Origin of the sequence: Methylocaldum marinum, assembly GCF_003584645.1 — a bacterium.
GTDB lineage: Bacteria > Pseudomonadota > Gammaproteobacteria > Methylococcales > Methylococcaceae > Methylocaldum > Methylocaldum marinum.
The window spans coordinates 5,220,906-5,234,544 of the sequence record NZ_AP017928.1 but is presented as its reverse complement, the minus strand read 5'-3'; the positions used below and the strand labels follow the sequence as shown (position 1 = coordinate 5,234,544).

Sequence of the window (13,639 nt, the reverse complement as noted above, 5' to 3'; positions counted from 1 at the left end):
TAAAAATCACAATAACTTCTATACAACGTCCCGGTGGAGCACAGTACCGACTCTGTCTCCACCGAAAACCCCGACCGGATCAACGCCTTCTTGGCGATACTCGCTCGACAAAAGCAAACCTCTCCCCGCTTCGGGCTATTCTCGAATATATCCCCGAACGGCGAATGCGGTGGACGAGAAACCGCTCCGTTTCCCACAGCCTTCGACTCAAGAATCCTTTCCGCAGCGAGATCGTGTTTCCGATCTAGCCGACAGCTTGACGGACGTGCCCATGCCCCATGGGCATCTCCCGTCCATCCGAATAATCAACCATCGTTATCGGAATAATCCATAAGCAAGCTTGGAGACGTCAAAACAAACACATCTCTGTGGCCCCTGCTCTTCCCTACAGGTTGAACCGGACTGGTATAGTGGAAGAATTTCCGGTCGTTGATCAACAGCAGTTCGCCGGAGCAAAGGATTTTGTTGAAGACGGGACTGCCCTCCTTGTTTTTGTAAAGATGCGTTTCTCCACCCTGAATATTTCTTCGACTAATGGAATAAATGCACACGAAATCGGCGCCATCGCTATGTATACCTTCCGGAGCCGGATTTCCGAAGTTATCCGGAGTACACGTAGTTCGGATCTGGTGGACGCCTATTTCGGCACCACTATCGAGACTGCAAAAATCTCTGAATATGGATAACAGAGTCTGGAACATCCCGAAATTGACGAGCTCGTCTTCGAGCTCATGAAACTCTCGCTTGATACCGCCGACCAGGGGATTATATTCCTTGGGCTGGAAGAGATAGCCGCGCGGCATTTTAACGATGGCGTCCTCAGTGACTTTAAACCGCGAAAGCCGTCGAAGGCGATAATCACCCTTGATATAAGGGTCGACGGGTAGATTGCCGAAGAAGGGTTCAAAAGCTTCCGGATCCATCGTGCTTTCCGCCCGCATGACGAATAGAAAGCCGAATTCGAATCCGGTCGATCCAAATACTTTTTGCATAGGGCACGCTCTCCCTAAAAAGGCGGCCTCCCAGTATTCTTTTAACGCCTGATGACGGCTTTGCCGCCAAAAGCAGCTCGAAGCACCGGCGAATCGATTAGTATGGCAAAGCCTATGATGTTCCGATACCGGTAGGCACGGCCGAACTGGAGATACCTCCGCCAAAAATCGTCGCCATAAGCTTACATACTCGGGTGGCGACATCCGAGGATAGACTTAAGGAAGCTCTGATTAAGTCTCCAATTCTGAGAAACGACCTGTGCAACTGATCGATCCAACAGGCCCTCACCTCATCCTTTCCCAGGAAGAGAGTGTTTATTCAGAACTTCCTTAACGGCGGAAGTTACGTAATTTGACTCATATACTCGACTGAAGTTTCCGATTGCTAATAGCGGCATCGAAGATATACCCTTAGCATCCGGAATGATTCAGAGTCCACACTGTCGCGGCACACGGTAACGGCGTGTGTCTTCGCCTCGGTCCTGATATGCAGGATGACCATCCAGGTCGTGACGACACTGCTGTCCAGCACGGCTCCGGATTGGGGTCCGGAAGCCAGGACCAGTTCGCATTCGCCTCCCGGTTTGAGAGTCAATTCCTGTACGGACGGATTCAAGAAATATTCCCGGCGGCACCACCACCAACTGAGCACTACGGAACCGAGCATCGCGAGCTTCAACCAGGCCGGCAATGGGTTGGCCAGCGAAGCGAATCCGGCCAGCGCGTGGACAACCGTCACACCGACGGCCAGGCCGCGTGACGGATTAGGGAGAAGACGGAGAGGCGGAACGGATTTTGAGGACAAGCTCGGCCAGCGATGAATCTACGGGCGTGCAGTCGGCGTAAAAATACCGCCAGAGCCTCTCGTCCGGCTCGTCCAGCAGCCGGATGAAGGTCGACTTTTCGGTTTCCGGCGCGTGCTCATAGGTGTGGTCCAGGTATCGCTGCAGCAGCAGATCGAGTTCCCGCATGCCACGCCGACAGCGCCACCGGAGCTGGGCATGTTTCATCGGTCAGCGCTGCCGCTCGATCAGGAGCTTCTTGATTTCGGCGATAGCCTTGGCCGGATTCAAAGATTTCGGACACACCGCCGTACAGTTCATGATGGTGTGGCAACGGTAAAGCTTGAACGGGTCTTCCAGTTCGTCAAGGCGCTCTCCGGTATTCTCGTCCCGGCTGTCCACGATCCAGCGATAGGCTTGCAGCAGAACCGCAGGCCCGAGATAGCGTTCGCTATTCCACCAGTAGCTGGGACAGGCGGTCGAACAGCATGCGCACAAGATGCACTCGTAATAGCCCGTAAGCCGGTTTCGCTCCTCCCTGCTCTGGAGCCGCTCCCGGTCGGCCGGTGGCGGCGTTTGCGTCTGAATCCACGGGCGAATCGAAGCGTATTGGGCGAAAAAATGGGTTTGATCGGGCACCAGGTCCTTGATCACCGGTTGATGCGGCAGAGGATAGATCTTTACGACCTCGCGGCAATCCGCAATCGCCATGGTGCAGGCCAGCGTGTTCTGGCCGTCGATGTTCATGGCGCACGAGCCGCACACGCCTTCGCGGCAGGAACGGCGGAACGCCAGCGTACTGTCGATCTCGTTCTTGATCTTGATGATGGCATCCAGCACCATGGGTCCGCAGCGGTCCAGATCGATTTCGAATACGTCGAGACGCGGATTCTCGCCGGACTCCGGATCAAAGCGGTATATTTCGAAGCGCCTGACATTGGTCGCGCCCTCGGGCGCCGGATACAGTTTGCCGGGCTTGACGACAGAGTTCTTGGGTAGTGAAAAAAGCGCCATAGCCTTTACTCTAGTACACTCTTTTTTGCGGTTGAATGACTTCGACCTCGTCGGTCAAAGTGTATAGGTGCACCGGACGATACTCGATACGGACGTCGTTGCGCTCACCCAGCCACAGCAAGGAGTGTTTCAGCCAGCTCGCGTCATCCCGCTCGGAAAAGTCCTCGCGGGTATGTGCTCCGCGGCTTTCCAGCCGGTTGAGGGCTCCGGCGATGGTCACCATGGCTTGGCCGAGCAGATTCTCGAGCTCCAGCGTCTCGACCAGATCGGTATTCCAGATGAGCGAACGGTCGGAAACGTGCACATCCTGAAACGAGTCCATGACATCTTTCAGCTGGTTCACCCCTTTCTGCAGCACTTCTCCGGTCCGGAATACGCCGGCATGGTTCTGCATGCACCTCTGCATGGCCAGACGTATGTCCGCGGTTTTTCGCGAGCCCTTGGCATGGCGCAACCGGTCGAAACGGGACAAGGCCGGTTCACAGGCATCCGGCGGCAAGGGCTTGTGCAGCTGCTTGGGCCGGATCAGCTCGGCACAACGCAAAGCCGCTGCACGTCCGAACACCACTAAATCGAGCAGAGAGTTGGACCCGAGCCGGTTCGATCCGTGCACGGACACGCAGGCCGCTTCGCCGATCGCCATCAAGCCGGGCACCGGCGTCTCGGGATTGCCGTCCTTGAGGGTGACCACCTCGCACTTATAGTTGGTGGGAATGCCACCCATGTTGTAATGGACGGTCGGAATCACCGGGATCGGCGTCTTGGTGACATCCACCCCGGCGAAAATCATGACGGTGTGACTGATGCCGGGTAGCCTTTCTTCGATCACCGCGGGATCCACATATTCCAGATGCAGGTAGATGTGATCCCGGTCCGGCCCGACGCCCCGCCCTTCCAGGATTTCCCGGGTCATGGCGCGGCTCACCACGTCGCGGGAGGCCAGGTCCCTGGCGTGGGGCGCATAACGTTCCATGAAACGCTCGCCTTCGGAATTGGTGAGATAACCGCCCTCGCCTCTCACCCCCTCCGTGACCAGGCAGCCGGCGCCGTAAATTCCGGTGGGATGGAACTGTACGAACTCCATGTCCTGAAGCGGCAATCCGGCGCGCAGGACCATGCCGTTGCCGTCGCCCGTCGTCGTGTGCGAGGACGTGCAGGAGAAATAACAGCGGCCGTAGCCGCCGGTCGCCAGGATGGTCATATGGGAACGGAACAGGTGCAGCGTTCCGTCGTCCAGGCGCCAGGCGAGCACCCCGCGGCATTCGCCTTCGTCCATGATGAGGTCCAGGGTGAAGTACTCGGTGAAGAACTCCACCTCGTGCTTGAGCGACTGCTGATAAAGCGTATGGAGGATGGCATGGCCGGTGAAATCGGCCGCCGCGCAGGTGCGCTGGGCGGAGCCCTTGCCGAAATGGGTGGTCATGCCGCCGAACGCGCGCTGGTAAATCTTGCCGCTCTCGGTACGCGAAAAAGGAACGCCGTAATGTTCCAGCTCGATAACGGCGGGAATCGCCTCGCGGCACATGTATTCGATCGCGTCCTGATCGCCCAGCCAGTCGGAGCCCTTGACCGTGTCGTACATATGCCAGCGCCAATCGTCCTCGCCCATGTTGCCCAGCGCGGCGCTGATGCCGCCCTGTGCCGCCACGGTATGGCTTCTTGTCGGAAAAACCTTGGTAAGGCAAGCCGTTTTCAGGCCTTTCTCCCCCAGCCCCAGCGCTGCGCGCAAACCTGCGCCGCCGGCTCCGACGACTACGGCATCGTAAGTGTGCCGAATGATCTCGTAGGCCTTGGTCATGCTACCCCATGAAGATGATGCGCAGCGTGGCATACACCGACGCCAGCGCCAGAAAGGAAAAAACCAGCTTCATGCCCAGAATGCTGAGCATCTTCAGCCACTCGGTATGAATGTAGTCCTCCATCACCACCTGCAGTCCCAGCATGGCGTGATAGAACACCAGGATGACGAAAGACAACATAAAAATACTGTTCCAAGGCGTCCCTATCCATCGGACGACTTGCTCGTAATCCGCGTGGGGCAGCGACACGACTGCCGGCGCGAGCCAAAAGACCAGGGGAATCAGCGCGATCGAGGTCACCCGCTGGCGCCACCATTCATGAGTTCCCTGTTTGGCCGAGCCCAGTCCACGGGCACGGGCCAGCGGTGATTGATAGTTCATAGGCCCTCAAGCCATCGTGTTTATGTGAGTACGAATAAACCCAGCGTCAGCAAAACCGCACCGACCAGCTCCATATACGCATACCGATCCAGGCTTTCCCGGTCGAAACCATGCCCGGTATCCCAGATCAGATGCCTGAGGCCGTGGGCAAGGTGAAAGAACAGGGAAAAAAGCCAGGCCCAAAGCAATAAGGTGCCCGGCACCGAACGGAGAATGGCTTGAACCCAGACGAACTGAGCTTCTCCCTCGGCTACCGCCATCAGGCATATTGCCCAGAAAACCAGACCGACACTCAGCAGTACTCCGGTCATCCGATGGGTGATCGACAAGACCGCGGTCAGAGGCAGCCGGTAAACCTGAAGATGGGGCGACAGTGGACGTTCGCTCATATGATGTCGAAACCGTTAAGGAATTGGCAAAGGCTGCGACGGCAGCCGCGCGAGCGCGACTCGGCGCCCGTTGCAGCGCCGGCACGCATGAACATCAAAAATCGATACACCGTCCATCCTTCTCCCAATCGCCGTAGCGGGTCGGCTCCGGACGCTCAGCTTCCTTGCGCGGTGCATTTTGCGGTTCGGATTTTCTCGCCGGGTCCTTCTCGAGTTCCCGATCGCCGCATGAAGGCTTGAGCTCCTCGGTCATGATGCAACTCCTCCGAAAGCAGATTTAGGGATTTTATACCCTGGCGCGAAATGGATCACAAGCCGTTTACGACACTCATCGTAAACGGATGTTCAAAAATATTATCAGGAGGAATCTTTCGCGGGTGGCTTTGTCGAACTTTTACAAACTGTTGACCACGTGGAAATTCATACCGTCGACAAAATGTACCCATGCGGTCAATACGTATATGTACTCAATTTAACGAGCCGCCAGGCCGTTTATTTCGGTGCAGCGGCAAATATCTCGGAGAAAAACCATGAATTGGGATCAGGTAAAAGGAAACTGGAAGCAGGTCAAAGGCACTATTAAAGCCCAGTGGGGTCGATTGACCGATGACGAGCTCGACGAGATTAATGGCGAAAGAGAAAAACTCATAGGCAAGATTCAGGAAAGATACGGAATAGCGCGTGAAGAAGCCGAAAAGCAAGTAGAAAGCATGAAGATGTAGATCGAATATGCTGTCCGGCTGACGGCTATTTCTTTTTCCATGCGCTTCTGACTTCGCGAATGGATTATGTGCCGTTAGCCGGTCAGGATATGAGTGGATCGGAACGGTCGGGGCGTCCTTTATTCTTTTAGCCGCCGGATTCATTACCGACATCTTCAGCATAGAGCACGATTGCCTCAATACCTTATGTAACCCTCTTAAGGTTCTTATACCCTATAGCCACAAGGAGATTGTCATGGAAAAAGCAGTATTTTGCATTGCCAGGACCAGAGATCAGGCTGAATTGATCATCGACCGCCTGAGATCCGCAGGTTTTTCGAACAACGATATTTCCGTTCTTTTCCCCGATAAATCGACCACTAAAGATTTTGCTCACGAGCAGCACACCAAGGCGCCGGAGGGGGCCACTACCGGAGGTGTCACGGGCATGGGCGTGGGCGCCATACTGGGATGGCTGGCCGGGCTCGGCACTTTAGCCATACCGGGCGTCGGACCGTTCGTAGCCGCTGGTCCCATCATGAGCGCACTCAGTGGAGCCGCCATCGGCGGCGCGACCGGCGGTCTGGTGGGAGCACTGGTCGGCATGGGCATCCCCGAGTACGAGGCAAAACGTTACGAGGGGAAGATCAAGAACGGAAATATTTTGATTTCCGTGCACACCGACGACAGTCAGGAACGCTCCAAAGTCAAAGAAATCTTCGAACGGGCCAATGCGGAAGACATCGCCGTAACCGGCGAAGCCAGCGTCACCTAAACGTCCGACACTCACTCCACGAAGCAGACATCGGGAGACGTTTATGCCATGGGACGAGTCCAAACTTAATACCTTATTGCGCGACGAGATTTCCGCCGTAGAAACCTATCAACAGGCTTTGGACAAACTGCGCTCGGAGCCGGAAATCGCCGAGACCGCGCAAATTTCCTCGATTTGCGAAGATCATCGGGACTCCGCCAACAAGCTCAGGGAGCGGATCATCCGGAACGGAGGCAAGCCCACGGAAGATTCCGGAGCCTGGGGAACCTGGTCGAAGATGGTCATGGGCGGCGCTAAATTGATAGGCGATAAGGCCGCGCTCACCGCCCTGCGCCAAGGCGAAGAGAACGGAATTCAGGATTACCAGGACGCTTTGCAGGAGACGGATCTTCCCGCCGATGTTCGAAACTTGATTCAAACCACGCTGCTGCCGAGACAGCAGCAGCATCTCAATGTTTTGAACAGGCTCATCGAGTCCCCCTGAGTTCGGTCCGGCGCGGCCACGGAGAGCGCATCGAGGTCGAACCCCGTCGCACTCCGTACACCGCGCCGCATTTATATCGACGGTGGTGGGTTTAAGTAGTTTATATACTACAATGTACAATTATTTCTTAGCTTAAGCATTGACTGGACCAATGGCCTATCAAACGATTCCGTGCAAATACTGTAAAAGTTCCGATGTGGTGCGCTATGGTACACAGAGTGGTTACCCCCGCTTTCGTTGCAAGCACTGTGGGCGCACCTTCAAGACCGAATACATTTACCGGGCCTACGAGTCCGGTATCAAAGAACAGATTGTTGACATGGCGATGAATGGCAGTGGTATTCGAGATACCGCTCGTGTTCTCGGGATTGGGAAAAACACAGTCATGTCTACACTGAAAAAAAGTCCACCGAAGTGGTCACGGTGAATCCTTACATCGGCTCTCGGGAAATCGCCGTGGAAATCAGGCATCTCTTTGATTCGCCGATGGATGTTCAGGCGGACGAACAGTGGAGCTATGGGGCTCGCAAGAAGAACCAACGTTGGCTCTGGTACGCCATCGACGCCGCCACCGGATGCATTTTGTCATTTGTGTTTGGGCGGCGCAAAGAGGACGTTTGCGAACAATTGATCGCCAATCTGCGCGTTTTCAATATTCGAACCTATTACACCGATGATTGGCCAAGCTATGCGGCGTTCATTCCGGCAAACCAGCACGTCATTGGTAAGAAATATACGCAAAAGATCGAAAACAAAAACCTTTTGTTACGCACTCGCATCAAGCGCTTAACTCGCAAAACGATCTGCTTTTCAAAATCTGAGTTGCTTCACGATGGGGTGATCGGCCTCTTCATTAATCGCCACTGCTTTCAACTAACTTGACCCACCACCATATCGACTTTCATACCGAACTTTTCGAACCTGCATTCGAATAAAATCGTAGAGACCTAATCCATGCGCTCGAACATCGCCGACTCCGTCATCGTGATTACCGGATCTCAATTACGCCAGGTCTCGACACCGCGAAGCGTCGAAACCGACGGGTGTCCGACAAATCACTCACCCCGATCAGCCCGGAGAATCGTGACGGGGAAACGCTGAGATTCGGACACAATATATAAGCCCGTCGGAGCCCATCCGCCGGCACTCGTCCATAACGGATTAATAAGCCCTAAGAATAGCCTCGAATTAAACACGATAATCGGCCCTGAATCCCGGATTTGACTTAATCATCATTGACAGCAAACAACAGGGCTTCATATTATTGGCTACTTCCCAACTTGTTGTAATAACGAGACAAAATAAGCGGATCCCTGTTGCTTAAAAGAAAATATATCGCCTTATCGACAAGCCCGCCAAAACGGCCTCAAAAACATGTCGCACGTTGGCCCTTGAATATTCGCTTATAACCATGGCCAATCCGGCAGCATCCGCCACCTCATGGAACGAAAGAATATCTCGAAAGACTCTCTCCTAAAACCTCTCGAAGCGGCACGCTTTATCCGGATCACCCAGGTTTATTCCCGGACCCGTACGAAGTAATACGACTGGCTTTCAATAGTATCTCGGCGAATACTTTATTAATTACAAACCATCATGAGGTGATGTCATGGCCAACATGGATACCGATTTGGGCGCACAGAAATCGCCCTCCTCGACGCAAGGCGGCACGGCCACGGAAACGGGGCGCACGGATGTCAGGACAGAAGCGAAACAGGCGGCGGGGGAAATGAAGCACGAAATGCAGCGGCTGAAGGACGAAGCCAGGCAGCGAGGTGAATCCCTGCTCAAGGGGCAGCGCGACGCGGCAGCCTCGGAAATCGGCGGCATGGCGGAAGCCTTGCATAAGGCCGCACAACAGTTGAACCAGCAGGAACAGTCCACCACCGCCCGCTATGTGGATCGTGCTGCGGAAGCGCTCGACAAGATGGTCTATACCCTTCGCGAAGGCGATCTTCGCAGCATGGTGAAAAAGACGGAAGACTTCGCCCGCCGCAATCCCGGAATTTTTTTCGGAGGCAGCGTACTCGTGGGCTTGATGCTGACACGATTTCTCAAAAGCTCCGCGGAGCGGCGAGAAACCGAGCCCGCATACCGGTCCGGCGAAGGTTCGGGCACCGAAACCCGATATACCCACTGAGGCTTTCGGTCCCAAAAAATCCGTCTATTCCCCACGGGAAAAATCCGGCGTCAATGCCGCCGGCGCAATGTTTAATGAGAGGAATACCGTCATGCAACCAGATGAAGTTACAGGCAAGAAAGAGCCTTCGCTTGCCGGACTCGTAACGGACTTTACGCGGGAGTTGTCGACACTCGTCCGCCAGGAAGGACAACTGATGAAGGCCGAGCTTTCCGAAAAAGTATCGGAAGCCGGCACCGGGGTCGGTTCACTTACGGTCGGCGGCGCCGTCCTGTTTGCGGGCTTCCTGATGCTGTTGCTGGCGGCGGTTGCCGGCCTCAACGAGATTCTGGGCACCGTAGCTGTCGATTATCCCTGGTTGTCGCCCCTCATCATCGGCACCATCGCCGCCATCGTCGGCCTGGTACTGCTGCAAAAAGGCCGTAGCAATCTCAAGGCAAGGAATCTCATGCCCAGGAAGTCCGGCGAGTCGCTCCGAAGAGATTCGGACGTTTTGCGCGAGCATATCAAGTGACTCGAAATCGTTTAAAGAAAAGAACCGTTGGGACGATCGAGGAACCGTATGCCTACGCTAATCGGAAATGAGGATTCATTCATCGAAACGCTCACCCATCTGATCGAGCTCGACTTCGATGCGGCCGCCGCGTACGAAACCGCCATCAAGAGGATTGACGACGGGGCGCTGGGGGACCAGCTCGCTCAGTTCATGAGCGATCACCAGCGCCATATCCAGGAGCTCAGCAGTATCGTACGCGATCTTGGCCGGTTGCCCCCTACCGAAACCGATTTCAAGTCCGTCCTAACGCAAGGCAAGGTGATCATCGGCAACATTGCCGGCGATAAAGGCATTCTTCAGGCCATGAAATCGAATGAGGACGACACCAACCAGGCCTACAACCAGGCTTTGCAGCGAACCGACATCCTGCCTCAGGCACTTCCGATGCTCGAGCGCAACCTGGCGGACGAACGGCGGCATCGAGCCTGGATCGAACAGCAATTGACGCGGATATGACAGTTTTCAAATGGCTTTGGGAGAGATGTCCGGCTTTTCGAGAACCGCTTGATCAGCCCATTCCGAGAAGGCCGCGCGGCCGGATATCGGGATGCACCCTCTCAAAGCAAGCGCAGTGGAGAAAACCATGGCTACTTATGACGAGACCAGAAGTCCGGAACAAATCGAAACCGACATCGAACGCACCCGGACGCAAATGGCAGAGACATTGGATACGATTCAAAAGAAATTTTCACCCGGACAACTCCTGGATCAAGCCTTGGACTATCTGGACGAAAAACAAGTCAACGAAAACCTGCGGCGCTTCGGCATGAATACCGGGGCCGTCATCAAGGAAAATCCGATTCCGGTGGCCCTGCTCGGCGTGGGACTTACCTGGCTCACAATGTCTGGCCGAAACGGCGGCAAAGGTCGGCAGTTTCTTTCCCGGTTCGGAAAGCCTTCCCGCGGAATCGGATCATCTCCCCGCATGGAAAGCCTGCACAGCGAACATGGCGAGATACCCCGTACCATGCCCCACGGCGCGAGCGGGGCCAAAGGACATGGCCCGGCGGGAGCCGGACTGGAACATGCCAAAGCCGGCGCATCGGAAAAAGTCGGCCACTTCCGGGAAGCAATCGGTGAAAAAACGAGCGAGGTTCGGCATTCGGTCGGCGAAACCATGAGCAGCGTCCGCGAAAAAGCCGGAGAAGTCTCCCATAGGGCGCGGGAACGCGCGGTACGCGTCGGCCACGCCGTCCATGACGAGTACGAGCATGTCGTTCAAGAACAGCCCCTGGTCCTGGGGGTGCTGGGGCTCGCCATCGGCGCGGCGCTCGGCGCTGCCATGCCGCGTACGCGCATGGAAGACGAGATGATGGGCGAAGTCAGCGATCGATTGGCGCACGAGGCTCGCGAAACCGGCCGAGAGATCATGCATGAGGGCGAGAGCGAAGCGAGTGCCGGCGGTCCGGCGCATGAAGGCCCGACCGAAGCCGAACGCAGCCCGATCACCGCCGGTTCGACGGCGGGGGAAATACAACACGGTCTGGAAGCCGGCGAACCGGGCATTAGTCCCTCGCCCTTGATCTCCAATTCCGGTACGACGGCCGGGAGCGCGATCAGCGAGGCCATGAGCGGCATAACCGGGGTTGCAGGAGGCGAAATGCCCGGCGGCGTGCCGCCCATGGGCGAGCGCCGCGGCGGTGTACGCGACCGCCGCAAGGGGTTCCTGGCCGAGACCGGAGCTACAACCCGAATGACGTCCGCCGAAGAGCGGCGGCGGGGCATGCCCGATCGACGCCACTCCGCAGCGATGAGTCACGAAACCGGCTACGATTCGCCTAAAACGCCGTAACTCACGGCCCAAGCGCGACTAGCCTCGAAAAAGCCATGACGCCCCCGCGCGTCATGGCGATTATGTATCTGAGAGCGTGACGACGCGTTTCCATCGGGCAGTTCGATATTTTTCGAATTCGTCAGGGAGGTAGACCCAATGCCGACATCGCCCGACGCTTCCGCTTACGACAACCGAGGCCGCTCGGCAACGCGGCCCTGGGAGATCCCCCTTCAAGGCTGGCGGGACATCGCTTACCGGGTCAAGGACTCGCTGGTCCACGACAATATCTCGATCGTGGCGGCCGGAGTCGCATTCTACGCTTTGCTGGCGATTTTCCCCGCGCTGGCGGCCCTGATCGGCATTTATGGCCTGATTGCCGATCCCGCCGATGTTCAGAAAGAAATCGAAGCGCTGGCGCAGATCGTTCCGGCCGAAGCCCACACCTTGCTGAGCAAACAGCTTAACGACATTGCGAGCCATGCCAATACCACCTTGAGCCTGGGAGTCCTCATCGGTTTGATACTGGCGGTCTGGAGCGCCACGAAAGGCATCACATCCCTGATCACCGCGCTGAACATCGTCTACAACGAACAGGAAAAAAGAAACTTCCTGAAGCTGAACGGGCTGGCTTTAAGCTTCACCTTCGGCGGCATCTTTTTCGCACTGGCTTCCATCGGTCTCATTGCCGGCCTGCCTGCTTTCCTGAGCTTTACGGGCCTAGGCGGGATTCTGGCATTCCTGTTCTCATTCCTGCGCTGGCCACTGCTGGGGCTCGCTTTCATTCTCGGCTTGGCGTTCATCTACCATTACGGACCTTGCCGCGACAGACCGCGCTGGCAATGGGTCAGTGCCGGTGCCGTATTGGCGGTAGTCCTTTGGCTGATCGGTTCCGGCCTGTTTTCGTTCTACGTATCTAACTTCGGAAACTACAACGAGACCTATGGCTCGGTCGGCGCCATCATCATCCTGCTCACCTGGTTTTATCTCACCGCCTACGTGATACTCCTCGGCGCCGAACTCAATGCCGAAATGGAGCATCAAACCACGCAGGACACCACCGTGGGCGAAACCGCGCCCATGGGCGAGCGCAATGCGCACATGGCCGATACCATAGGCCGAGCTTATGGCGACGGCAAAGAGAAAGATTCCGGAAACGGCGGCTGACCGCTTCGATGCACCGGATAAGCACTCGCACGGGAGCCTCAAGTTCGCGTGAAAACCGAAGCTCAGGGAAACAGCATGAACAAACTGGTACGGGACGTCATGACCCGCGGCGCCGAGTGTATCGGCGAGCACGAAACCATTCTCGAAGCAGCGAAGCGGATGGAGCTGCTCGATATCGGCGCGCTGCCCATCTGCGGCGACGACAAGCGGCTCATGGGCATGCTGACGGACCGCGATATCGTGGTAAAGGTTCTGGCCGCAGACAAAGATCCTTCAACCACAACCGCGGGCGATCTGGCCCAGGGCGCCCCTGTCATGGTCCATGCCGGCGATTCCATCGACCAGGCGATACGCAAGATGATCGAGCACAAAATCAGGCGTTTGCCGGTGATCGAGGAGCACAAGCTGGTCGGCATGGTCAGCCAGGGCGACTTGGCGACGAGCGTGGACGCCGCCAAGGTCGGCGAGTTGGTCAGAGCGGTCTCCGCCGCGCTGTGACGGCAACGGCCGAAGCCATAGGGGGACTTTCAGACTCGCGCCGAAAAGCCCTGCCGAAGAGGGGGAAGTAGAGGAAGCCCTGAATAAGTCCTCTCCTCCGGGACAAATCGGCAGGGCGAGGCGCAACGCGACGAGCGGGCCGGCCAGCGATCGGCTGCCCAAGATTCGCGAGCGAAGCGGGACAGCGTGG

18 protein-coding genes are annotated in these 13,639 nt (G+C 56.5%); 10 read left to right on the top strand and 8 right to left on the bottom strand.

The window, feature by feature from the left end:
• Nucleotides 1-305: 305 nt before the first annotated feature.
• From sS8_RS23380 to sS8_RS23345, 8 genes are all read right to left on the bottom strand, one after another.
• The gene (locus sS8_RS23380; protein WP_232020404.1) at nt 306-923 is read right to left on the bottom strand and encodes a 2OG-Fe dioxygenase family protein; all 618 of its coding nucleotides are present in this window, start codon (nt 921-923) and stop codon (nt 306-308) included.
• 454 nt (nt 924-1,377) lie between these two features.
• The gene (locus sS8_RS23375) at nt 1,378-1,797 is read right to left on the bottom strand and encodes a protein YgfX (protein ID WP_331852268.1); all 420 of its coding nucleotides are present in this window, start codon (nt 1,795-1,797) and stop codon (nt 1,378-1,380) included.
• Nucleotides 1,757-2,002: an FAD assembly factor SdhE gene (locus sS8_RS23370; protein WP_119631877.1), complete on the bottom strand. Its 246-nt coding sequence runs from the start codon at nt 2,000-2,002 to the stop codon at nt 1,757-1,759. Before sS8_RS23370 ends, sS8_RS23375 begins: the two co-directional genes overlap by 41 nt.
• A 3-nt stretch (nt 2,003-2,005) precedes the next feature.
• Nucleotides 2,006-2,788, bottom strand: coding sequence for a succinate dehydrogenase iron-sulfur subunit (locus sS8_RS23365; protein WP_119631876.1), 783 nt, complete (start codon nt 2,786-2,788; stop codon nt 2,006-2,008).
• 10 nt (nt 2,789-2,798) lie between these two features.
• Nucleotides 2,799-4,586 carry a succinate dehydrogenase flavoprotein subunit gene (sdhA, locus tag sS8_RS23360; RefSeq protein WP_119631875.1) on the bottom strand — a complete coding sequence of 596 codons (1,788 nt, stop codon included), beginning with the start codon at nt 4,584-4,586 and terminating at the stop codon, nt 2,799-2,801.
• A 1-nt stretch (nt 4,587) separates the two neighbouring features.
• Nucleotides 4,588-4,968 (bottom strand): succinate dehydrogenase, hydrophobic membrane anchor protein, encoded by a 381-nt coding sequence (sdhD, locus tag sS8_RS23355; protein WP_119631874.1) that lies wholly within the window; start codon nt 4,966-4,968, stop codon nt 4,588-4,590.
• Nucleotides 4,969-4,988: 20 nt separating this feature from the next.
• Nucleotides 4,989-5,357 (bottom strand): succinate dehydrogenase, cytochrome b556 subunit, encoded by a 369-nt coding sequence (sdhC, locus tag sS8_RS23350; RefSeq protein WP_119631873.1) that lies wholly within the window; start codon nt 5,355-5,357, stop codon nt 4,989-4,991.
• A 94-nt stretch (nt 5,358-5,451) separates the two neighbouring features.
• Nucleotides 5,452-5,610 carry a DUF1674 domain-containing protein gene (locus sS8_RS23345; RefSeq protein WP_119631872.1) on the bottom strand — a complete coding sequence of 53 codons (159 nt, stop codon included), beginning with the start codon at nt 5,608-5,610 and terminating at the stop codon, nt 5,452-5,454.
• A 277-nt stretch (nt 5,611-5,887) separates the two neighbouring features.
• Here sS8_RS23345 and sS8_RS23340 point away from each other — a divergent pair, with 277 nt between their 5' ends.
• The 10 genes from sS8_RS23340 to sS8_RS23295 all read left to right on the top strand — a co-directional run bounded on the left by sS8_RS23340 (nt 5,888) and on the right by sS8_RS23295 (nt 13,449).
• Nucleotides 5,888-6,079, top strand: coding sequence for a CsbD family protein (locus sS8_RS23340; RefSeq protein ID WP_119631871.1), 192 nt, complete (start codon nt 5,888-5,890; stop codon nt 6,077-6,079).
• Between the two features lie 235 nt (nt 6,080-6,314).
• Nucleotides 6,315-6,833: a DUF3341 domain-containing protein gene (locus sS8_RS23335; RefSeq protein WP_119631870.1), complete on the top strand. Its 519-nt coding sequence runs from the start codon at nt 6,315-6,317 to the stop codon at nt 6,831-6,833.
• Nucleotides 6,834-6,876: 43 nt separating this feature from the next.
• On the top strand, nt 6,877-7,317 hold the full coding sequence (locus sS8_RS23330) for a DUF2383 domain-containing protein (RefSeq protein WP_119631869.1): 441 nt from the start codon (nt 6,877-6,879) through the stop codon (nt 7,315-7,317).
• A 151-nt stretch (nt 7,318-7,468) separates the two neighbouring features.
• A protein-coding gene (locus sS8_RS23325) for an IS1 family transposase (protein ID WP_119631868.1) occupies nt 7,469-8,199 on the top strand; the annotation gives its coding sequence in 2 pieces (ribosomal slippage) (nt 7,469-7,733 and nt 7,733-8,199; 732 coding nt in all).
• A 727-nt stretch (nt 8,200-8,926) separates the two neighbouring features.
• Entirely contained in the window at nt 8,927-9,457 is a 531-nt protein-coding gene (locus sS8_RS23320) for a hypothetical protein (protein ID WP_119631867.1), read from the top strand.
• Between the two features lie 91 nt (nt 9,458-9,548).
• Nucleotides 9,549-9,971 (top strand): phage holin family protein, encoded by a 423-nt coding sequence (locus sS8_RS23315; RefSeq protein ID WP_119632977.1) that lies wholly within the window; start codon nt 9,549-9,551, stop codon nt 9,969-9,971.
• A gap of 48 nt (nt 9,972-10,019) precedes the next feature.
• Nucleotides 10,020-10,469: a DUF2383 domain-containing protein gene (locus sS8_RS23310; protein WP_119631866.1), complete on the top strand. Its 450-nt coding sequence runs from the start codon at nt 10,020-10,022 to the stop codon at nt 10,467-10,469.
• A 127-nt stretch (nt 10,470-10,596) separates the two neighbouring features.
• Nucleotides 10,597-11,805, top strand: a complete 1,209-nt coding sequence (locus tag sS8_RS23305) for a DUF3618 domain-containing protein (protein ID WP_170161226.1) — start codon at nt 10,597-10,599, stop codon at nt 11,803-11,805.
• Nucleotides 11,806-11,943: 138 nt separating this feature from the next.
• Entirely contained in the window at nt 11,944-12,951 is a 1,008-nt protein-coding gene (locus sS8_RS23300; RefSeq protein ID WP_119631864.1) for a YihY/virulence factor BrkB family protein, read from the top strand.
• 75 nt (nt 12,952-13,026) lie between these two features.
• The gene (locus sS8_RS23295) at nt 13,027-13,449 is read left to right on the top strand and encodes a CBS domain-containing protein (RefSeq protein WP_197716611.1); all 423 of its coding nucleotides are present in this window, start codon (nt 13,027-13,029) and stop codon (nt 13,447-13,449) included.
• Nucleotides 13,450-13,639: the final 190 nt, after the last annotated feature.